Source organism: Thalassotalea psychrophila (genome assembly GCF_031583595.1).
GTDB lineage: Bacteria > Pseudomonadota > Gammaproteobacteria > Enterobacterales > Alteromonadaceae > Thalassotalea_A > Thalassotalea_A psychrophila.
On the sequence record NZ_CP134145.1, the window covers coordinates 3567243 to 3591228 of the forward strand.

Annotated in this window: 15 protein-coding genes; 6 read left to right on the plus strand and 9 right to left on the minus strand. The window is 37.3% G+C overall.

Going from position 1 to position 23986, the window contains the following annotated elements; all coding sequences use genetic code 11:
• Positions 1-54: 54 nt before the first annotated feature.
• From RGQ13_RS14640 to RGQ13_RS14650, 3 genes are all read left to right on the plus strand, one after another.
• Positions 55-1017, plus strand: coding sequence for a LysR family transcriptional regulator (locus tag RGQ13_RS14640; RefSeq protein WP_348390487.1), 963 nt, complete (start codon positions 55-57; stop codon positions 1015-1017).
• 364 nt (positions 1018-1381) lie between these two features.
• A complete protein-coding gene (locus tag RGQ13_RS14645; protein ID WP_348390488.1) occupies positions 1382-1924 on the plus strand; it encodes a hypothetical protein in 543 nt (180 codons plus the stop codon).
• A 99-nt stretch (positions 1925-2023) separates the two neighbouring features.
• Complete coding sequence (locus RGQ13_RS14650; protein ID WP_348390489.1) at positions 2024-2599, plus strand: hypothetical protein; 576 nt, start codon at positions 2024-2026, stop codon at positions 2597-2599.
• A gap of 132 nt (positions 2600-2731) precedes the next feature.
• On the opposite strand, the gene RGQ13_RS14655 is transcribed toward RGQ13_RS14650, so the two are convergent.
• Both RGQ13_RS14655 and RGQ13_RS14660 read right to left on the minus strand, forming a co-directional pair.
• The gene (locus RGQ13_RS14655; RefSeq protein WP_348390490.1) at positions 2732-3094 is read right to left on the minus strand and encodes a hypothetical protein; all 363 of its coding nucleotides are present in this window, start codon (positions 3092-3094) and stop codon (positions 2732-2734) included.
• On the minus strand, positions 3095-4330 hold the full coding sequence (locus RGQ13_RS14660; RefSeq protein ID WP_348390491.1) for an EAL domain-containing response regulator: 1236 nt from the start codon (positions 4328-4330) through the stop codon (positions 3095-3097).
• A 537-nt stretch (positions 4331-4867) separates the two neighbouring features.
• Between RGQ13_RS14660 and RGQ13_RS14665 the strand changes: the two genes are divergently transcribed.
• Both RGQ13_RS14665 and RGQ13_RS14670 read left to right on the plus strand, forming a co-directional pair.
• Positions 4868-6076 carry an EAL domain-containing response regulator gene (locus RGQ13_RS14665; RefSeq protein ID WP_348390492.1) on the plus strand — a complete coding sequence of 403 codons (1209 nt, stop codon included), beginning with the start codon at positions 4868-4870 and terminating at the stop codon, positions 6074-6076.
• Between the two features lie 5 nt (positions 6077-6081).
• A complete protein-coding gene (locus RGQ13_RS14670; protein WP_348390493.1) occupies positions 6082-11538 on the plus strand; it encodes an ABC transporter substrate-binding protein in 5457 nt (1818 codons plus the stop codon).
• Positions 11539-11560: 22 nt separating this feature from the next.
• On the opposite strand, the gene RGQ13_RS14675 is transcribed toward RGQ13_RS14670, so the two are convergent.
• Both RGQ13_RS14675 and RGQ13_RS14680 read right to left on the minus strand, forming a co-directional pair.
• Positions 11561-12292: a Crp/Fnr family transcriptional regulator gene (locus RGQ13_RS14675; RefSeq protein ID WP_348393412.1), complete on the minus strand. Its 732-nt coding sequence runs from the start codon at positions 12290-12292 to the stop codon at positions 11561-11563.
• Positions 12293-12487: 195 nt separating this feature from the next.
• Entirely contained in the window at positions 12488-13912 is a 1425-nt protein-coding gene (locus tag RGQ13_RS14680) for an aminotransferase-like domain-containing protein (protein WP_348390494.1), read from the minus strand.
• A 159-nt stretch (positions 13913-14071) separates the two neighbouring features.
• Here RGQ13_RS14680 and ccoG point away from each other — a divergent pair, with 159 nt between their 5' ends.
• Complete coding sequence (gene ccoG / locus RGQ13_RS14685; protein ID WP_348390495.1) at positions 14072-15433, plus strand: cytochrome c oxidase accessory protein CcoG; 1362 nt, start codon at positions 14072-14074, stop codon at positions 15431-15433.
• A gap of 92 nt (positions 15434-15525) precedes the next feature.
• Here the strand turns inward: ccoG and RGQ13_RS14690 are convergent, their stop codons facing one another.
• From RGQ13_RS14690 to RGQ13_RS14710, 5 genes are all read right to left on the minus strand, one after another.
• A complete protein-coding gene (locus tag RGQ13_RS14690; protein WP_348390496.1) occupies positions 15526-15954 on the minus strand; it encodes a hypothetical protein in 429 nt (142 codons plus the stop codon).
• A gap of 102 nt (positions 15955-16056) precedes the next feature.
• Positions 16057-18402 (minus strand): TonB-dependent receptor, encoded by a 2346-nt coding sequence (locus RGQ13_RS14695; RefSeq protein ID WP_348390497.1) that lies wholly within the window; start codon positions 18400-18402, stop codon positions 16057-16059.
• 471 nt (positions 18403-18873) lie between these two features.
• Positions 18874-20244, minus strand: coding sequence for a sodium-dependent transporter (locus tag RGQ13_RS14700; RefSeq protein WP_348390498.1), 1371 nt, complete (start codon positions 20242-20244; stop codon positions 18874-18876).
• 44 nt (positions 20245-20288) lie between these two features.
• Positions 20289-21533 (minus strand): kynureninase, encoded by a 1245-nt coding sequence (gene kynU / locus RGQ13_RS14705; RefSeq protein ID WP_348390499.1) that lies wholly within the window; start codon positions 21531-21533, stop codon positions 20289-20291.
• Positions 21534-22117: 584 nt separating this feature from the next.
• Positions 22118-23890, minus strand: a complete 1773-nt coding sequence (locus RGQ13_RS14710; protein ID WP_348390500.1) for an LVIVD repeat-containing protein — start codon at positions 23888-23890, stop codon at positions 22118-22120.
• Between the last annotated feature and the right edge of the window lie 96 nt (positions 23891-23986).

Here is a 23986-nt window from a genome sequence, read left to right on the forward strand (position 1 = left end):
TGTTATATTAAAGAGATTGTTATTGAGCAGTAACTTGCCAACAAAGGAAATTTAATGAACCCAAATATGCTAGAGCGCCACTTAGTATCGCGCTTAAAATTTAAATATTTACAATTGTTGGTAACCGTTGGTGAGCAGCGCAATATTTTTAAAGCTTCACAAATCCATAACATGGCTCAACCAGCTGCGACTAAAATTATTCGTGATATCGAGTCTGCTCTTAATATTGAATTATTTGACCGATCTTCTCGTGGGGTAACGCCAACACTTTACGGTGAAGTATTAATTAAGCATGCTAAATTAATTCTTTCTCAGGTTAAACACGCTAGTGAAGAGTTATCATCATTACAAGGCGGACTAACAGGTCGTGTTACTGTTGGTAGTTTATTAGCCGCTAGTGCTACTTTATTACCAAATGCTATTGCTAGGCTTAAAAAAAATCGTCCTAATGTTTCTGTATCTTTAAGAGAAGGAACCGGTGATCGATTAATTAAGTCATTAAAAATAGATGATTTAGATATTATGGTTGGTCGTATCCCAGAGGTTCCTGACCAAGACGGTTTAACCAATGAAGTGCTTTATCATGAACCCGTAGTAATTGTTGCCCGTGCTGATCATCCTTTGCAGAGCAGAAAAAACTTAACCTTGCATGATTTGGTTGATCAACAATGGATATTGCCACCAAGAGAGACCATGTTAAGAAGCGAGATTGACGGTGCTTTTCACCGAGAAGGTTTAGATGTACCAGTGAATCCGGTAGAGTCAGTCTCGATTTTAACGAATCGCACGTTATTAAAAAATACCGACATGATCACCGCATTACCATTGCAAGTTGTATTAACCTATGAAGAAATTGGCTTAATGAAACGCTTGGATATTCCATTAATTATTGAACCAGGCCCAATAGGTGTAACATTACGAGCTCAACGCCAGTTACCACCAGCAGCACAATACTTATTAGAAGCGTTGCGTGAAGAAGCTGAAAAGCTTACCAGTCGCTACAAAGAGATCTTTTAAAACCTTCTATCGCCCCATAAACCAACATTTATTGTTGGTTTTTTTGGCCATGGATGGCCTATATGACAAAAATGCACTAATACAGTGATGTATGTAGTTAGAGCAATGTAGGGAATATTTGCCGAGGAGCAATTTTTTGTTTTTGATTCAAGGATGATACAAGGATGATTCAATGCAAATCACCATGGACCGTTCTTAGGCATCCCTGCCTTCACGGCATATACAACTTCCATGTTGAAAACGGTTATAGATTTGCAAACAAATCTGTTATAACAATAAATGAGTTATAGCACACCAATCTGTTATAAGACTTAACCTATAGTATCTGGCAATATCTAAGTAATTAACTGATTAAGGTATTACTATGAAACCATTAAAGCATTTACCTATTATTTTATTTTCGTTTGTTTGTGCGGCTAATGCACAGGCAACTGATAGCTCAACTTTAGAAGCCATAAATTGGAATCTAAGTTTTAGTGAGGTCAAGCAAAGCCATAAAACTAAACCTGATGATGAAATACCAACGCGTATCACCTATGAAAGCCATTTATTTAATATCGAATTTCATAAAGAATATCTGTTTAATGACGATGGCGTATTGGTTAATATTCTGTATTACAAGGGTTTTACAGCAGAGGCTACTGATTGTGTTAGTGCCTACAACGAAGTAAAAGCTGAAGTTGAGAAGCAATATGGCGATGCAAAGGTAGTTACTAATAACAGTGTAGACTTAAGTACAGTAAACGCTGAACACCTTTGTCAGTTAACCTCAAAAGGTGACTACAAGCTAAATAGTGAATGGACAAATGATAACGCCAACATCAGCTTCGTTTTAGATGCCTGGAAAGGTCAAGCGTATATGGGGCTTTCTTATAAACCGCTAGCAGTTCAGCACCCACAAAAATAAAATCTAAACTTTTTCTCTATTAGCCGCGACTAATAAGTTATCGAACTCTGAAATTGCAATTAGCAATTAGATAACCATAACTATTACGAGAGGCTAACTATGACTTTTAAAACAATACTCACATATAAACGCACGCTAACTTGTGCAGCCATTTCATCTTGCTTATTAATTAGTGCCGCTTTTGCCACCCAGCAGAATGATACTAATTCAGGCTACAGCATTACTTTGATGAAAAATTGCAACGTAGTGGCCAATTACCCAATGAATACTGCTCAAATTGAAGCTTACCAAGATCTACAAGCAGAAGAGAAAAAAATGACCTCATTAGAATTACCTATTCAGTCATTTGAGCAAGAATTAAAAGAATATACTGAGCAAATTGAAAAGTTAACTGCATTAGCGATTCAAGAGAGTGAAGACAGTTTATACATTGATAAAAATTACTTGAAGCAACAAGAAATAGTGGTCGCCAAGTTAGATGCATTAATGGATGAACACCAACATGAATTTGACGCGCTGGGTGAGCAAGGCAATGCAATTGGTGAGGTAGCTGATAAATTTACCGATACCATCGATGCCAGTTTTGATAATATCGATTACAACCAAATGCGAATTGACTACCCTGGTAAAACAGATTCAAATTATCAATGTGAAACTGATATTAGTAATATTTAATTTTCAATAGTTAAAGGTAGGATTACAGCAACAACTCCTGCCTTTAATTTCCTATACATATCCTAGAGATTTAAACTCAATAACCATTCTACAGAAATAAAAGAACCGACGTTTTAACTGACATCTCTATAATTAATTAAAATCTCTCGAATTTGTCCATTGCATAAATTGATTAATTAACGCATCAGATTCTTCAATACACTGTTGAATAATGATGATTTTACATTCATCGCTAAATTCTCCCCTACTTAACACCTCGTTAGCTTTTACGAAAACATCATTTAGATAGGGATTACCTAAAACAAAAATCATACCTTTAATGTTGTGTACCCTATTCCTTAAATTGCTAATATTTTGCTCTTTAATCGATTGTTTAATGCTTAAAATATCAACTTCAATTGTAGCTTTAACTAATTTGAATAATACATTAATTTCATTTTCATCATTAAAACAAATATCTCGTATTACATCTAAACAAAAGGGATATTGCTGCATTTAGATTTTTCTCATTAAATCATTTTCTAAAAATAATCTGGCGTTATTTTTTAAAAATATTTCTATTGAGTCTAAATCTAAAGGCTTAGAATATTTAAAACCTTGATAATAATTTACCTTGTACGCAGATAACTTTTCTTCAATAAGTTGGTTTTCTACACCTTCAACTACAATCTCCAAATTTAGCTTGTTTGCTATTTGTGTTATTGACCTTAATATGGTCGCATGTTGTTGATTTTCACTGATATCTTTTATATAGCTTCTGTCTATTTTTATTTGGTTTGCAAGAGTATTTTCTAATAGTGACAGTGATGAATATCCGCGACCAAAATTATTAAGCGAAATACAAACACCATGCACCCTTAAACGTGATAGTTTTGCTAATACATCAGTAGAGCTATCTATTGGGGAGTTCTCTGTTATTTCTAATGTAATAAATTTCGGTGGTACTCTAAATAGGTCTAATGCGGCGAGGAATGCAATATCAAAATCTGTTTCTTCCAAAGTTTCTGTCGAAATATTAATGGCTAACTTTATATCGTGTTTCTCTAAATGCAATGTGTGAAAATGCTCTAAACATTGCTGTATGATTTTCCAATCCAATTCATTGGTTCTTGCCATTTGTTTGATTAAATCGAGAAACGAAATAGGTGACAACACACCATATAATGAATGTGGAAGTCTTGCTAACACCTCTAGAGCCACAATTTTTTTTGACTGAGCATCGAAAATGGGCTGGTAATATGGGATAAAATCATTCTCAACCAATGCACTCGTTATATCATGCCTATTCAAAAATATATGAGGCGATGAATCTTTTTTAGGACTTTGCTGAAAAGTTTTTATTTTATCCAAAATTAATAATTTGGATATATCTGATGGTTTTGCGGGTTTAGGCAAGATAGTTAATATTTTTAAATCGATTGAATTTGCAAAATTGATAACTGATTTCTGATCTTCAAAATTGGATGAGCTATATAGGACTATTTCAGTATCTGTGTGGATATTATTAGCCGCTTTATATTTACACAAAAAGTCTATTCCATCTGATCTTTCCATCAGCAAATCTAAAATGATGTAATCAATTTTATGTTCAAAATTTTCGATTACCTCTATCCCCGTTAAACCATTATCTGCAATCAGTACGTTAAATTTTAACTTTATTAAAATGTTTTTGAGTATATGTTGATGAACCTGTTGATCTTCAATAATTAGAACAGTTTTTTTGTTTTTCATATATAAAGTTAAGTCTAATTATAGTTAAGAGTTCGTTTAAGTCGCTTTAGCTTTTATGAATCTCAAACAAAGGCTACAAGTCAGTACATGCATGACTTTCTTAGCTATAAAAATTACCTTAATTCCCTTTTTTAATTTTTTTATTTAAATGTGTCATCCCATAAATGGGGATTAATTGCCGAATCAGGTTTAATCGAACTTTTATATTATTTATAATTTTTTTTATTTTTGTCTGTTGCAAAATACCAACTTGTCAACAAGACCCTATGCAAATTTTCAATAAAACCTTTATATAGAGAGTTATTTAGCTTGGATGCACTCATGACTATTGATTCAATAATTATTCATAATAAACCAGTTTATAAGTGAGTTCTGTTCGCTATCGAACAGAACCTAAACTTTAATTAAGCGATAATTAAAAACCGTGCTCAAAAACAACAAGATAGTGTTGCTATAGAAGATAGGTTAAGAAATATTTCTCCTCATTGAAGAATTCAAGTATAGGCATCTGAGTTGTGTTATTTATAAGTAGATAAAGTGAAACATTGCAATATATTAATAATTGAAGATGACGTTTTTCAACGCAATTTATTGCATCGACATTTAGCTAAATTAACCGAATGCAAAATTCAACTTAGTAGCGATGGTGCAGAGGCATTGTGCTTATTAAAAGACTCTGACCACGAGGTTGTTTTTTGTGATCTAAATCTACCAAGTATCGATGGTGTTGAATTAGTTCGTTATATCGCACAAAAAAAAACCACTGCGAGTCTAGTTCTGATGAGTTCTGAAGCCAGTGAAATTATCTGTTCGGTGAAAACAATGTCCGAGAATTATGGCTTTAAAAATGTTCAGATATTAGAAAAACCTATGAATCTCACATCTATTTCTGCTGTTTTAAATGACATAAAAAATGATTTGCGAATTAGTGATAACCACAGTAACCGCCAGTTCGTTTTTAGTGAGAATGAACTTAAGGCTGCATTCGCGGATGAGCAATTAGTCGCCTATTTTCAACCTCAAATAAATGCTGAATCAAGAAGAGTCGTCAGTGCAGAGGCATTAGTACGCTGGCACCACCCTGAATATGGACTTTTAGCACCTCAGGTATTCTTAGAGCAGATAATCAAAAATAACTTATCCTCTAAACTCACATATCTAATTACCGAATTTGCTATTAAAGAATGCAAAAAATGGCATGATAAAGGTCATTTAATTTCTATTTCAATTAATGTTATGCCATCTGACTTGATGATTTTATCCTTCCCCGATCATATCTTTAAATTATTGGAAAATAATAAGCTCGCCCCACATTACCTAACCTTGGAAGTAACTGAATCTGAGGTTACCAATGATTTGGCTAAATATTTAGATACCTTAAGCCGATTACGACTGAAAGGTGTAAACACAGCGATAGATGATTTTGGCACAGGAAACTCATCATTAATGCAATTGATCACAAGTCCATTTTCAGAATTAAAAATTGATAAAAGTTTTATCCATAAAATGTTTGAGGATAAAAAGCATATGATCGCCGTAAAAGCGTCTATTTCCCTGGCCAAAGAGCTCAAGTTAAAGGTAGTTGCAGAGGGCATAGAAGAAAACAGGCACGCAGAACTTTTGAGGGGTCTGGGCTGTGATATATTGCAGGGCTATTTATTTTCACCTCCCTTACCTAATAATCAGTTTTGCCAGTTTATCAAAAACCAGCCACGTCAATTTAATTCAGAAAAAAGAGTAAATTAAATTTAATGCATCCTTTTAAAAATAGCATCCAATCCAAACTTTTAGTTAAAATTCATCACTTAATTTTCATTGCCGTTGCATCTTTCATGATAGTAAAACCTCTATCTGCGGCAGTTCCCATTGAGGCCGAACGGGTTATCATTCAGTTGAAATGGTCCCACCAATTTCAATTTGCAGGCTATTATGCAGCAATAGAAAAAGGCTTTTACACCGAAGAAAATTTGAATGTTGTACTCAAAGAGTTGGATACTGAGAAAGGATTTATTGCCCCCGTACTTTCAGGTGAAGCTCACTATGGCGTTGCTGATGCAGGCCTGTTATTAAACAGGTTAAGTGGCGAGCCTGTAGTACTGCTTAGGCAGATATTTCAGTACTCGCCCAGAGTGCTAACTACCCTAGCTGATTCGGGAATTACTAGCCCTTATGATCTAAAGGGCAAACTTATCATGAGAGGTGAAGATACTGGCGATCATTCTATACATCTTATGTTACAGGATTCAATAGGAAAAATTGATCAATCCAATCTAGCGCCAAGCTATGATTTAAGCGCTTTTAAAAACGGTAATACAGATGCGCTTGAAAGTTATTCAACAACTCAGTTATTTGATTTAAGGCAAGCTGGATATAAAATAAATGCGATTGAGCCGAGAGATTTTGACATTAATTTGTATGGCGATAATTTATTTACGACTGAAAGTGAAATCAAAGAACACCCGAGCAGAGTCGATGCTATGATCCGTGCCACTACTAAAGGTTGGCAATATGCACTAAAACACCCAGATGAAATTATTCAGCTGATCCGAGAAAAATATAAACCAAACCTGAGCCAGTCAAGGCTAGAGTTTGAAGCTCAAAAGACGGCACAGTTGATCATGCCCGATAAAATTCCACTTGGCAGCATAGTTCCTCGCCGTTTTACCGATATTGCCGATACCTATCGTCGAGCCGGATTAATTAACAGCAGTGACTGGGGAGACTTTATCTACCAGCAGCAAGTAGGGAATTCCCGGTTCGAATCTCAGTTTTTCCAGGGGCTTAATAAAAAACAACAATACTGGCTAGCTGAGCACCCGGTATTACGGGTGGGTTATACCTCCGATTTTGCCCCTTATGTTTTTCAGATCAAAGGTAAAGCCACGGGTTATTCTATAGACTATATCAAGTTATTGGCTCAGCGCCTTGGGATAAAATTAGAATTTGTCTATGACTCATTCACAGAACTATTGAACAAGGCAAAGAACCGAGAATTGGATCTGATCCCCTCAGCTTTAAACTTCCCTAAAGAAAGAGAAACGTTTTTAAACTTCACCCAAGGTTATAAAGACTCAGGGAGTGTTATTGTAACGCGTAACGATACCCTACCGGTAAACAGCGCACAGGATTTGATTGGACGCACGGTAGCTCTAGTAAAAGGAAACGCAAGTTCTGCACTGTTCAAAAAGAACTTTCCAAGAATAAAAATAATCACTGTAGATGATTATGAAGAAGCACTAAAGCTTGTTGCTTTTGGCCAGGTAGACGCAACTACAAGCGCGCGAACAATATTTATCAATTTACGACGCAAGTTAATGCTTAATAACCTTAAGGTAGCAACTGAACTTGTAACACCGGAAAAAGAAGACTCCAAGATCCGCTTGGCAGTACGCAAAGATTGGCCTCTGTTAGTTGCCATTTTAGAAAAAGCGATGGATGACCTTTCTGATGATGAGCTGAAAGTGATTGAAGATCGTTGGCTTATGCCTGTAAAAGCCAAAATAATAGTTAATAAAAAGAACGCTGTGCAACAGAACTTATTATTGCAACCACAAAACTTACTGCTGGCAATTTTGGCCTTCCTTGTGTTTCTCGCCATAATATTCGTATTATTTCGCAGGCTTAACCGTAAAAATAAAAGTCGACTCACTGATCAATTGCCATCACCAGAGATTAACCGAAGTTTAGTTACGCTTGTAAATGGAATACTCATTGCTGTTGCAATAATACTAGCTTGGTGGGCATTAGAGAATATTGAAGATAAAGTAAAACAAAATATGCAAGGTTCTTTACTGGCTGTCCTTAATACAAGTCAAGAGGCATTGAAACTGTGGAGCAGCGAACAAAAAAGGCAACTAAAGAGTCATGCAGTCCACACAGAGGTAATAACCGAAACAAAGCAGCAACTTAAAAACTACCAACAAGGTTTTGAGCTTAAGAATACCGATGAGTTAAAGGAGTTGAGAACTCTCTTTGGTGATTTACAAGAAAGGGGGGATCGATTGGGATTTTTTATCATTGCTCCGGACGGTACAAATATATTTTCAATGCGTGATGCTAATTTAGGCGCGGTCAATCTCATAAAAAAACAGCGTCCAGATTTATTACGCAGGGCATTTAATGGCGAGGCAGTTATGGTTCCGCCTATTCAATCAGACGTCCCGATAGCAGGCGTTTCAGCTATTGCCGGCAGTGTGATGCCACCAACAATGTTTTTTATGGTTCCTGTTAGCGACTTGCAAGGTAATGTGATGGCGGTTCTAGCAGAACGCTTTAATCCACACGGCACCTTCTCTAGTCTATTTCAGCTGGGTCAAATAGGAAAAACTGGCGAAACCTACTCTTTTAACCGGCATGGACAAATGTTGTCTGACAGCCGTTTTTATGGCGATTTAGTAACTACAGAACTCTTACAAACGACAAATAAAAGCATTTTATCCATACAACTGCGTGATCCCGGTGTAAATTTGGTCGCCGGTTATAAATCCAATATCAGCAAAGATAAGCAAGATCTAACCCGAATGGCGAAGAGTGCTATTGCAGGAAACTCTGACCTGGATATTCACGGTTATCGTGACTACCGCGGTGTTCCAGTAATTGGTGCTTGGTCATGGGATGAGTCGCTGGGACTGGGGATAGCAGTCGAGATTGATTTGGATGAGGCGATGGAAGCCTATTATAGTGCTAGGACCGTAGTACTAATGACATTAATAATTACCGTTGTCACTGCAGTTTTTTCAAGTCTGCTGATCATGTTGTTAACAAGCCGCAGTAGCCGGCAATTACTGGCGGCTCAAGCTCAACTTGAACGAAGAGTTGAACAACGGACAAATGATCTGCAGCTAAGTGAAGCTCGATTACAGATGGTGATCGATAATGTTCCTGGGCCGGTCTTTTTCAAAGACGAACAGGGCCGTCACCAGATGGTCAACACTCAGTTTGAACAAGCGACCGGGATCAATCGTGAATTTGCGCTGGGTAAGACTGATTCGCAATTGTTTCCGCCTGCCGTGGCCAATGAGATAATTGAAACCGATAAATTAGTAATTTCGGCAGGTAAAACTATCCAGTTTGAAGAACAGATTCCAAATAAAACAGGAAGATTACACGACTACCTCACCACCAAGGTACCTATAACTTCAGCAACTAACCAAGGGTTGGTTGGCGTAGCGCTAGATATCACCGAGCGTAAACAGGCTGAATTAAAGTTAAAACAAGTTTTATTGGACTTTAACGAACAACGTTATGTATTAGATCAACACGCTATTGTTGGAGTTACTGATCTTAGCGGAACTATCACCTATGCCAATCAAAAATTTGCCGATATCAGTGGCTATCAGGTAGATGAGTTAATCGGAAAAAATCATAACATGCTTAATTCAGGTATACATTGTCACAAATTTTGGCAAGACATGTACCGCACAGTCAAAGCCGGTGGCGTCTGGAACAATGAAATTTGCAACAGAGCAAAAGATGGGAAAATTTATTGGGTTGAAACCACTATTGCCGCGTTTAAAGCCGAAGATGGTAAGCCGACAGCCTACATCGCGATTAGAACTGACATCAGCGCAAGAAAACGCTATGAGGAAAAAATGCAACGGGCAATAGCACATGCTGAAGCTGCAAATATTGCTAAAAGCGAATTTGTCGCCAGCATGAGTCATGAAATCCGAACGCCAATGAACGGTGTGTTAGGAATGCTGGACTTATTGTCTACCAGTGCTTTATCAAACGAGCAACAACATCACGTAAAGATCGCTCAAAACAGTGGGCAAACATTGCTAACCTTGATCAATGACATCTTAGATTTCTCAAAGGTTGAGGCGGGTAAACTTGAACTTGAAGAACTCGATTTCAACTTGCCAGATCTATTAGAAGATATTAAGCAAACATTAGCATTTCGTGCTGAAGAAAAAGGGCTTACATTGCTGCTTGATGTCAAAGGCGTAGAGCATAACATGGTCAAAGGTGATCCAAGTCGATTACGTCAAATAATTTTAAATTTGGTTAGTAATGCTATTAAATTTACCGATGTCGGTAAAATAATAATTGATGCCAAGTTGAAACCACTCAATGCGGAGAACTTACTGTTTGAGTGCACCATAACTGATACAGGAATTGGTATCCCGAAAGAAGCTATTGATGGTTTATTTGACTCTTTTACACAGGTAGATGCATCCACAACCCGTAAATTTGGTGGTACAGGGCTAGGATTAACTATTTGCAAAAAGCTTTGTTATTTGATGCGTGGAGATATAAGCGTCAATAGTGAGCTGGGCGAAGGTAGCAGTTTCAAGTTCAACTTGCTGTTTAAACTCGTTGAGCTTAAAAATACTCCTAAGCTTTCAAACCTACAAGACGTTATTCCGGATACATTGCCCGTCTGGCCCACAAAAGCTAGGCTGCTGTTAGTAGAAGATAATCAGGTAAATCAGATGGTATTAAAAGCTATGTTAAAACGCCTAGGGCTTAGTTGTGATATTGCCGGCAATGGCCTAGAAGCAATTGCCAGTCTTCAAAAAACGCCACCTGATGCACCGTATACGTTAGTTTTTATGGATTGCCAAATGCCAGAACTAGATGGTTACCAGACTACTCTTCAGATACGAACAGCTGTTGCAGGCGAGCTATATTCTACAGTGCCAATTATTGCTATGACAGCAAATGCAATGCAGGGGGATAAAGAAAAATGTCTTACTGCAGGTATGGATGATTACTTGGCAAAACCTTTGAAACCGCAAAGTCTACTCGCAGCGTTAAGAAAGTGGTTGTTTCTATCTCAAAGTCTGAAAAGTACAGGAGATGAATCAAAACTAACTGCGGAAACAAATGATAATTTAACTACTAGGCTATTTTTGGCAGAGAATCTATTGGAGTCATGTGGTAATGATCAACAAATGGCCGTTGAACTTCTTGAAGTATTTATGCTGCACTCAACTATTGATAAAGATGCATTGATACTGGCTTATAATAATGGAGATAATAGTGAAGTAGCAAAACTCGCACATAAAATTAAAGGCAGTATCTCATATGTGGCTGCAAAAACTTTAAGCGAACAAGCTGGAACTATCGAATTAATGGCCGCATCAAATAATACAATTAGGATAGCTGAAATTATGGGGGCATTCATTGATGGACTTAATGTATTGCATGCTGAGGCTGATGCCTGGTTTGATGCTTGTCAGTGTGAATATATAGACAGCAAATAAACAACAATGCCAAATATTTGGATTATTTGGCATTGTTTAATAAAAGTATTCTAGATGGGTCATTAAAAACTAGGTTAACATCTTCTAGCCTGCCACTTAAACCGTTCAGGTCATTTAAATTTATGCTCCCCCGGGAGCTTGTAATTAAGTTTTCCTGTTCTAACTCTTTTAACACTCGGTTTACGCTGGGACGGGCAATACCGCTTAGATCACTTAATTGTTGTTGGGTAATATTTATTTTAGGGTGCACCCCCTTTATTTGAGTACTCTGAGCGGCTAACTCCAACAAATAATAGATGATCCGAATATCTTTTTTATACAGAGGAATTTTTTTTATCTGAAAAAATTTAGGCGAATTAAAACTGGCAATATGAAATAACCAACGGTGGGTTTGGTCGGTTTCATTGCAAAGTAATTGTATTTTCTTCTTCGGGAAAAACAATATTTCTCCGGATTCGATTTCACCTAAGTGAAGAGGGATCTCAGGATGATTATACATAAATAACGCCCCGAGCCAGCTTTGAGCGCCAAACACTGCACAATTTAATGGTTTAAAATCTAGTGATGTTATACATAAATATGATAACCCAGTGTGTATATAGTAGACCCCTCGAAAATAGGGATTGTTAATCGATGCCTCAGTATTTGGCAAGCCCTTAACAGGAATTGCAATTGATAGCAGTTTTTGCTTAAATTCATCGTCTAGTTTACATGGCCAATTTATATCTGCAGCCGTAATCTCGGTACTTATCATCACTTATTATCCTATAGAGCAGAATCTATTATTTCACGTTATTAAAACGGGCAATAACTAACAATTATATATCAATGCAAAAGAGAGTAAAAATATAACTGAAAATATTATTAAAGACAAAGTAAGAAGCGGTTTAAAAAACTACAATTAATAGTAGCGTTTAAAATAGACATTAAAATCAGACTAGACCGACTTTTATAAGCAAGTATCAGTATTGTTCATAGCTAAAATATTACCTAGCTCAATAATCGCCTTTAATCTTTTTCCAACCGTTGGGTGATTAAAACTAAGCCGGATATAGTTACGATAATAATTTGAAATTGAAAATAAGTTACCTGGTGTGATCACGATATCTTGCTTAATCGCTTCATTATAAAGTTTTTCAGTATCTATATTTTTATCAAGCTCAACCCATAAAGCAATGCCCCCTAGTGGAACAGTAAAGCGAATATCTTTAGGCCAGTGCTTTTGTAATGCTGAAACTAGCTGATTTCTCTGATGCTCTAATACAGTGGTAAAGAAATCCAAATGTCTTCGGTAATTACCGGAGCTGATAAAAGTCGCAATCCCTTGTTGCTGGGTTTGGCAACTGGCTAATTGGCTGATCAGTTTCAGCCGAACAACATTATTCTGCCAACGGCCTGCTGCGATCCAACCAATTCGTAAATCACGTGAAAGTGACTTAGAAAATGAACTGCATAAAATCACTCTATTGTAGGTATCCAACGATTTTAATGGCGCCACCACTTTACTAAAAGATAGCTCGCCATATATATCATCTTCAATAATTGCAAAATCATATTGATTGGCGAAGTTAACCAGTTGTTGTCTTGCCGTGCCAGGCATTTCTGCCCCGGAGGGTGTCGCAAAAGTAGGGGTAACAATACAAGCTTTAATTTTCCAGTTCACTAATGCTTTTTCTAGTTCTAAAAGGTCTAAACCAAATTCAGCGGAAGCTGATATTTCAATAACATTAAGCTTTAATTGCTCAAGTAATTGTAATACACCATAAAATGCAGGGCTTTCAACTGCTACATTATCACCTGGCTTGCAGGTAACTAACAGAGCAAGAAATAATGAATGTTGACAACCGGAAGTGATACAAAAATCATCATGATGAAGGTTCAAGTTTCGAAGCCTATAGCGCTCTGATATCTGTATGCGAAGCGATTCTTGCCCTAATGGAGCATCATAGTACATGGTTGCATTATGACTAGTATTTCTTAAAGCCCTACCAATATGACGATTCAACTCAATTAAGTGGCTAGACATACTTTGTTCTGTTGATTTGGGTAAAATATCAAACGCGGCACTACGCAGCATAATGTCATAGAAAATGGATGGTACGGCAACTTCAGTGGGGGTTAATTTAGGGTAAAGCTGTTCAGGAAGAAGATTCTTCGGCTTATCCTGACAGACAAAATACCCTACTTTAGCTTTCGCCTCTATAATCCCTCTCATTTCTAATTCTATTAAAGCACGTATAGCTGTATTTTTAGAAACGTTATGCTCAAAAGATAACACTCTAATCGATGGCAGTTTATCTCCTGCTAACCACATTTGTTGCTTAATCTTACTTTCAATGTAGGCAACTAAACTTTGGAATAAATGCTCTTTCATTTCTAATACCAACGACGAATCTGTACCCATTGTAATTTATTTTATTGTCACTGTCCCGTCACGCTTCGAAAATTTAAAATAGCCGTCATAACTCCCATAGGTAAGTGCGTCATAGCGACAGCATATTTATTGGGGATCATTAATGTGAGGCAATTAATCATGCAAAAAATAGCACCCAACTCAAGTTCAGTAATATTTCAAACCAGTAATATTGATAATAAAGTCTACGTAAAGGAACAAAAAGGCTTCTATCAGCTTATTAGACGAACTTTAGGTTGGTTGTTAACCGTTTTGTTTATTGCTTTGCCATTTATTCAATATAAGGGCCAACAGGCAATATTATTTGATCTTGAAGTGCAAAGTCTGAACTTGTTTTCTATGGTGCTTTATCCACAAGATATGTTTATTTTTGTATTGATTTTACTTTTCTCTGCCTTTGCACTTTTTTTTGTTTCAAATAAGTATGGTCGTATTTGGTGCGGCTATACATGCCCACAAACCATTTGGAGCATGATGTATTTGTGGGTAGAACACAGGGTTGAAGGAAATCGACAACAAAGAATCAAGTTAGACAAAATGCCAGCCACACTGAGGAAGGTGGCGATTAAACTATTAAAACACAGCATTTGGTTTTTGATAGCCGTTATTACTGCCACTGTATTTATGTCTTATTTTGTGCCAGCTCGAGACATATATTTTGACTTAGTAACCTTTAATATTTCGAATTTGGTGTTTCTGTGGATCGTATTTTTTACATTGTGTACTTATATTAATGCTGGCTGGATCAGAGAAAAAATGTGCGAACATATGTGCCCATACTCACGTTTTCAATCGGTAATGTTTAGCAGTAGTACAAAAGTTGTTGAGTATGATACAACCCGGGGCGAGAGACGTGGACCAAGAAAAATCACCAGCAAAAAACCTAATAATTTAGGTGATTGTGTTGACTGTAATTTATGTGTACAAGTGTGTCCTGTTGGCATTGATATTCGTGAAGGCTTGCAATACGAATGCATCAGTTGTGGTTTGTGTATAGATGCATGCGACCAAACTATGGATAAGTTTTCATATCCTAGAGGGTTAATTAAATACAGTGCTAGTATCTCAATTGATAATAAGCAACCGATAAAGTATAGCTATGCATTTATCTTATTAACCATTTCAGCTTTATTTATTTTTTGGTTAAGTCAGCGCAGCCAATTTGAGGTTTCAGTAGTAAAAGACAGAAATGTTTTATATCGAGAAGTTGATGATAGGATGATTGAAAATACCTTTCAAATAAAAATATTTAACAAAAGTAAGACTAATGCAGAATTTGAAATACAACTGATTGGTTTAGACAACTTCACCATAAAAGGCGGTAAATATGTTTCTGTTGGTGCGCAAGAAAGAACTGTTGCTATGGTGTCTGTTTTGTCGCCAAAAGAGTACGACAAAAAATTTACTAGCTTTGAATTCAACCTCGAAGATCTTACTGATAAAAATTTAATTACAGCGAAAACTACCTTTCACGCCCCGTAAGTTGGACGTTATATGCAGCTAAAGTTTGGTCTAATAACAAACTTATTTGACCAAACTTTCTTTAGCATACTAGAGCAAGCTTTTTAAGCTTATTATTTTATCTGTGAAAGCAAATCCGCCATCGACTGTGGCCCTTCAACAATAGTGCTAGAGTAACTGTCAGCAAATTCATTCAGCTTTAACGTATAGTTATAGCCTATTGGTAATCCGCGTTTTTTACCTGCTGCTTCCATCGCTTGTTCAACTTTATAATTAAACGGCGGGCTGATACTAACAAAGTCATAGCTGTCACCTGAAATTTTACGGTACCACTTCATTGGTGGCTCGTTAATTTCTTCGAATACTTCTTCCCACTCTTTCATGTATTTAATAAATTCTACATGCTTGCCCGGGTGTATTTTCCAAATGGTGATGGTATAAATTGCGCTCGGATCTGCTACTGCTTGAGCTTGGTAGCTATTAGATAGAGTAATTGTAATTATTAGGATTAGACTAATCAGTAAACTTTTTAGCGATAACATAATTTGTGTCCTATTTTATAAAATGGTGAGCGTACGTTGCAAATAACAAAGCCCCAACAACCTCCGTTATTAGGGCTTCAAAACGGTATAACAGTGTAGTTACTAGAAGTTATATCCGAACGTTACACCAACAGTACGAGGCGCTTTGTATGAGTTATACACGGTATCATCCATTGCCGCATAAACTGTTGTAGAGGCAATATTTAGCTCATCAGTAAGGTTTTTAGCCCAAACTTGCACTGACCAAGTATCTTCCCAGCTGCGTAACATAAATACTGCATCAACATTACTTTCTGAGTCGACTTGAGTAAGCGGGTCGTTTGAGTTATCGAAGAAGTACTCATCTTGGTACTGGTAGCTAACACTGATACTTGCTTCAGCAAACTCACCCATGCCCCACTCATATACTGCATTTAAGCTAAAGGTGTTTTCTGGTGCGCGGCGCATTTTATTGCCTTTCAAGTTTTCACCGTCAACTTCAAAGTCTTCGGTAAATTCTGAATCAAGAAATCCATAGCTGCCTTTTAATGTTAATCCTTCTGTAACTAATGCAACTACTTCTAGTTCTAAACCGCTTACTTCACCCGTACCGTTAAATACTTGCAAATTATCTGGTGTTGTTGGACCTGTTTCTACCCAAACAGTTGTTTGAATGTCGGTATACTCAGTAAAGAATAACGCACCGTTTACTTGTAATCTGTCAGAAAAACTTCTTGTTTTAAAGCCAGTTTCGTAGTTCCAAGCCGTTTCAGGGTTAAAGGCTATAACAGCTTCTTCCGCTTTTTCCATACCTTCGCCGTTAAAGCCACCAGCTTTATAGCCTTTAGCTACTGATGCGTATAAAAATGTATCGTCGGTTGCTTGATAATCAAGGCTGAAACTTGGAGTCCACTCTTCCCATGAATCATCAGTTTCAAAAGCGTATTCGTCAAATACCCAGTTACCATCAATATCTATGTGATGACCACAACAGTTATCAAAGCGTTTACCACCAGCAGTACCAGAGAAATCTTTCTCATCACGAGACCAACGTAAACCAGCAGTTGCAGACAATTTATCGGTTATTTCATAACTTGCTTGACCGAAAACAGCATAGCTTGTGGTGTCATTTACCGTAGTGTTGTATATATTACCGGTTGTTGTACCCCATTGAGTATCAAACCAATAATCTACAGACTCATTACGATCAATGTCTTCAGTCATATAGAAAACACCGACTAACCAACCTAAAGGACCATCACTAACGTCGGCTAAACGAAACTCTTGTGAGAATTGCTCAGACTCTTCTGCTTTTAAAGATAACCATTCATCATCTGGTTGAATTAATGCTAGGTCTTCTTGATTTTCAACTGTGTTGTCTTCACATGGAAAAACATCTCCAGTGCTCCAATCACCACACCACTCAAACTTTTGGGTTGAGTCAACTAAACCTGCTGCTGCATTTTCATAAATGCTGTAATCATTATCACGGTACGCGGTAATTGAGGTTAAATGTCCAATGCCAGTTGTCCAATCAACTTGTACTGCAAATGTTGTGCTATCTGATTCTTCATCATTATCAACACTGCTTAAATCTTCTCGTTCATCTTCACTGATAAACGCTTCATTACGACCTGCACTGTAGCCAATATGTTTAATTTTAGGAACGCCTTCGGCACTACTTGATGCGGCAGTTACAAGGATCTCTAAATCATCACTGGCAGTATATAATAACTGACCACGAACAGAGGTACTTTCAGCAACATCGGCATCGTTACCTGTATAGGTATTTTTACCGTAACCGTCACGTGTTTTAGATACTACAGAAATTTTACCGGCAACGCTGTCAGATATAGCGCCAGTAATATACCCTTTCGCTTCCATTAATCCATAATCACCAGCGGTAACTTCAGCGCTACCTTCCATATCACCATCTACAGGACGTTTAGTGATAAAGTTAACGGCGCCACCTACTACGTTTTTACCGTAAAGCGTACCTTGAGGACCACGAAGTACTTCTACACTTTGTAAGTCGTATAAATCCATTACCGCGCTAGTACCGCGAGAAATATATACACCATCAATATACATACCGATTGCAGCGGCAGCACCGGCACTTTCAATATCACTACCAATACCACGCATAAATAACTCTGGCTCAGCCGAGTTATAGGCATTCATTTGAAAACCAGGCACCCGGCTTGAAATATCTTCTAAACCATTAATGCGTTCTTCTTTAATTTGATCTGCGCCAAATGCAGACACTGCAATTGGCGTTGTTTGTAAACTTTCAACTTTATGACGAGCAGTAACGGTTACATGCTCAATCGCTAACTCATCTTCTTCAACGTTTTCTGTAGTTGCTTCTTCTGCAAAAGCTGACAGGTTAGTTAAACCTATTGCAAGAGCTACACTCATTGCTATTGGATTACGCATGGCTTTAACCTTTGAAATGTGTTGCATACTCATCTTGTTCTCTCCACCCTTGCTTGAGGGAATTATCTTTTATAATTTTTCTGAATGAATTTATTTTATTAATGAGTTGTTATTATGTTTTTACTCATCTGTAACCACACTAAAGGAGTCAAGCATATAATAAAAATAATTTATTGCGGGTTTGATATATACTTTTATATATATCACTTAATAATCAAAAACTGTTATCAAGATAAATATTTCTCTTAAATTTCAATCAATTAAATTCAGTAAAAAATAAATAACTCGAAGATTATCAAAATTATAAATTCTGGAGTTGTTGGAATTTTATTATTAATAACTCATGTTAATATTTTACTTAAAATTTCGAAACAATTTTATTGTAATTTACAATGATAGATTTCTAATTTTTGTAATAATTAATGGAATTGGTATTAAAAGACAAAAAGGCAGTCGAACGACCACCTCTGAATTAAATTATGGTTAGTCATATAATTCGTATAGCTATAAACCGATAAGTAATACAGCTAGAACGCCAATTGGAATGATATATCTTACCAGCCCTAACCAAGGTTTAAATAATACAGATGATTGCTGAGAAAACTCAGTTTCTACTACCTTCTTCTTCATCACCCAACCACAGAATAATACAATCAATAGCGCATTGAATGGGATCATAATATTAGCGACTGAGTAATCCATTAAATCAAACAACGTTTTGCCACTAAAAAAGTCGATAAACCCTAATGGTTTAAAATCAGCTAATAGGTTAAATGACAGTGCTGCGCCTAAACCTAATACTGCACTGGCAGAGCCTGCTATTAATGTTGCTTTGGTTCTAGTTAATTGGTATTTATCCGTTATAAATCGTACCAAACATTCCAGCATTGATAATGCAGTGGTCAGTGCGGCACCAGCTAATAAAAAGAAAAACAACAATCCAACCCATTGCCCACCAGGTAATTGCCCAAAAGCAATAGGTAGAGTTTCAAAAATAAGCCCAGGGCCACTTGCCGGGGCTAAGTCAAATGCAAATACAAATGGGAATATTGCAAGCCCGGCTAAAAGAGCAACTAACGTATCGGCAAAAGCGACGGTAAGTACCGATTTTGGAATAGAAATATCTTTTGATAGATAACCACCATATGCCATAACACTACCAGCGCCAACACCTAGTGAGAAAAACGCTTGTCCCATTGCCGCCAATACCACATCAGCATTTATTTTTGATAAATCAGGGGAAAACAAATAAGCAAAGCCTTTTGCAAAATCACCGGCTATAGCTGCATAGATAACTAAAAAGATTAATATAATAAATAACATGGGCATCAATAGTTTAACGCTTTTTTCTAGGCCATCTTTCAATCCCTTTGAAATAATAAACATAGTAAAGGCAATAAAACCTAAAAATAATGCAATGCTTTGCGGGGCCGAGCCGGCAACAGATTGAAAGTATTGTTTTGAGCCAACATTATCAATACCTTCAAAGCGATTAAGTAATGACTGCCAGGTGTAATCAACGGTCCAACCGGCAACTACGCAATAATAAGACAAAGCAATAAACGGGATCAACAAACTTAACCAGCCAATCAACTGCCAATATTTACTGGCAGAATTTTTCTCGCGTAAGTCTTCAACTGTAGAAAAAGGATCTTTACCACCTTGCCTACCAATCATTAACTCCGCAACCATAATTGGCCCGGCAAAACACAATAAGGTTAATACGTAAATCAGTACGAAAGCCGCGCCACCATTGGTGCCTACCACGTAAGGAAAACGCCAAATATTCCCTAAACCAACGGCTATACCAATAGTTGCTAAAAGAAAGCTTGATTTTGATGACCAAGTCACCGCTTTTGTGGCTACTGTATTCATTTATTACCTCGTTATTTTATTAATTTTAAAGATAATTATGACTATTAGGTCACTGCATGCTTTTGATTATATACAGCTTCTTGCCATGTGCCTTGCTGCATAATGTCCTTCAACTTAGCAACAGCATCCCAAACATCAACAAAACGAAGGTATAGTGGTGTTAAGCCAAACCTTAAGGTATCAGGTGCTCTAAAGTCGCCCATTACACCTTGCGCAATTAAACATTGCATAATGGCGTAACCATTTTCATGGCTCATGGCTACTTGACTACCACGACGAGCTCTTTCTGTAGGCGTGATCAATTCAAAATTAAACTCCGCGCACTCCTGCTCAATTAACCGCATGAATAAATCAGATAAATTTAACGATTTATTACGAATTTCATTAACATCGGCTCGAGAGGCAATATCAATACCAATTTCAGATACTGCTAGGCTTAAAATACCCTGAGTACCTGAAAGCATTTGATTGATATTACTAGCTGGACGGTAATCTCGCTCAAAGGCAAATGGGGCATCATGTGAATACCAACCCGTTAATGGTTGTAAGGCTTTACCCTGATGACGTTTTGCACAAAATACAAAAGCAGGGCTACCAGGGCCACCGTTGTAATATTTGTAAGTACAACCAATAGCGAAATCAACATTACAAGCGTTAAGATCAATAGGTAAAGCGCCGCCACTATGGCATAAATCCCACACCGAAATAGCACCGCATTCCTGGGTTTTTTCAGTGATTGATTTCATATCGAGTAATCGGCCAGACTTGTAATGTACTTGTGTTAAACAAACCACTGCAACGTTATCATCAATAGCATCTAAAATGCCTTGTTCAGTTTCGGCAAAAACAATTTCATGTTGATTACCAAGTAATTTTACTAAGCCTTGCGCAGTATAATTATCTGTTGGAAAGTTAGACCCTTCCATGACAATCTTTTTGCGTTCAGGGTTAAGAGTTAACGCTGCAGCAAGAACTTTAAAAACATTAATACCAGTAGCATCGGTAACAACAACTTCGCCAACATCAGCGCCTATGGTTGTAGCTAACTTGTCACCAATCGATTGGCTTAAGTTGAACCAGCCATGAATATTCCAGCTTTTAATCAAGCTAGCGCCCCATTGGTCCAACATAACTTGTTCTACTTTTGCCATTGCTTTTTTTGGCATCGCGCCTAATGAATTACCACACATATAAATGTCGTTCGCAGGTAAATTAAATTCATTACGAAAATCAGCCAATACGTCTTGGCTATCTAATTGAATACAATCTTCTCTAGTAATTTTTTGCATGTTTGTCTCACAGCTTAAAGATACGATGGTAATGCATATGACTACCTTATCTGCCTTTGTTACAGGCAGGATACCTAAATATGGTTGTTATTAAAATCATCTTATCGGCATTTGCAATAACTTAAAAATAATATTACACCTCAAAGCTATATTTAATTGATTATAGCTAGAGCATTTTCTAAAAGTTAAATAAGTAAATTTTAACCCCTTTAACCCATAAAGTTACAAATCTACTGCCGTTTTCAACATGGAAGTTGTATATGACGTGGTCACATGGATGTGAAAGAACGGCCCATGGCGATTTGCATTCCTTCATCCGTGAAGTTACAAATCTACTGCTGTTTTCAACATGGAAGTTGTATATGCAATGGTCACATGGATGTGAAAGAACGGCCCATGGCGATTTGCATTCCTTCATCCGTGAAGTTACAAATCTACTGCCATCCATGGCGATTTGCATTCCTTCATCCGTGAAGTAAAAAGCCCCAGATAGATAATCTGAGGCTTATGTGTAAGATCCTGAATCTAGTTCAGGAAGACATCGGTTCGTTCAGGAAGACATCAATATGTTCAGCTAACAGGTGCTATTCAGCTTTTTTTCTTGCTGGCCAAGGTGTTGTTGGCGCTTTAAAGCTAGGCTCACCTAGTACAGGACTAGAAAGTACATAAATGCCGTGATTGGTAAATAACCAAAATAAGTTTCTATCGTATTCAATATATACACTGTGAGATAAATTACCACGAGCATATTCAACAACACGTTCAGTGTTAAACGGCGGAACAAAATAAGCGGTGATCTCAGGATTTTTTAAATCACTCACATCAAATACTTGTAAACCTGCGTTATAAAAGTTGAATGGCAATATATTATCTTTTGGCTCGCCTGGTTGAGTGTAATAACCGGTTCGTTTGGGACCAAAGCTACCACGGCGTTGACAAAAATCAGCAAACTTGGCATCCGCAGGTGGTTTAGGACGAGGTAAAACACCAATTTTAACCGGCTTAGTAGGATTGCTTACATCAATCATGTGAACGTCTTTGTACGGTTCCCAACAGTCTTCATTTAATGGATAACCACTGAAATATACAATACCTGTTTTTTCCACTTGCGAAACATCAATGAAGTCACCTTCAGTGCCAGCAACACTAGGAGCAAAGTTCATATGACTAACTACTTTCAAGTTTTTACTGTCAGTAATATCAACCACATAAAAACCTAAACCGCCCATTGCTGCATAACCATATTTACCGCCGTCTTCTACGGGAGTAGGAATAAATAGAGACATACGTGCTCCCATCCATGAAGTACGATTTCCGGCTCGCGGGTTTTCTTTAAATGCAGCTTCATGCACAGGATCAAAGGCAATTTGTCCAGGCACTGTTAACTGATCTAAAAATTTAGGGTTAGCAGGATCTGACATATCCCACGACTGATAGCCGGCAGAATATAAGTCATTTGGATATTCGGTTAATGAGTAGCTTGCATCAGGCGCTGCGGCTACGTACATGGTATCGCCACCAAAGTAAGCAGGAATATCACGAACACCTGAGCCCTGTTGCTGACCATAAGGTGCATCAGGGTGCTCTACATCTGTTGTACGCTCGGCAAGAAGTTTCCAATCTTTAGGGAGTGGTCCGTTCATTTCATAAACCTTAAAACCTTTTAAATGGTTAGACTTACGAATGGCTTCAACTTTATCTGGCTGGGTACGTTTGTTTTTCAGCAAACCAAAACGGCGCACTTCAAATGATTGTACCATGACATATTTGCCCAGTTTCTCATTAAACTGTATCGATGCAGCGCCAAACATATCGGTTTCATCATATGGGTTTTGGTCAACATCATCAGCACCGTTTGCTCCCCATGTATGACCACGGGTTAACAGTAACTTGGCGTCTTTCGGATTAGTAATATCGAATATTTTTAAATCTCGGCGTACATATTGATAAAGGTAACGGCGACCATCAAAGTCAACGATATTCTGCCAGGTATGAAATGGTTCAACCGTAATTGGGTAATATGCTTCAATGGTCATATTTTTAATGTATTGCTCGGTATCCCAGTAATCTAGGATCCCGTCAAAAGGCTTTCTATCATGACTATCTCGAGTTGCTACAGGATGAGTAAACTCGCCAGTTTTTTTATTTACACCGTAACTGCCTTTAATTGGATCTACAGGCGTTTTATCTACACTTAAACTATCTGATTGAGCTACCCATTTATCTTTAATATTAATATCTTTGGGGTTAGATTTTTCAGCACAAGCGACATTTGTTAATGCAAGAGCAAGCGCGATACTAGAGGCCAAAAGTGGCTTGATCGACTTGGTGAAAGTAGAAATATTTTTAATCGTCATAATTCCTCTCAGGTAAATAAAGGCTTAAGTACATTTATTTATCATGGTATTTATTTAGAGCTTGCATCGATTCTAAGCAAGTTAAACATAACAAGA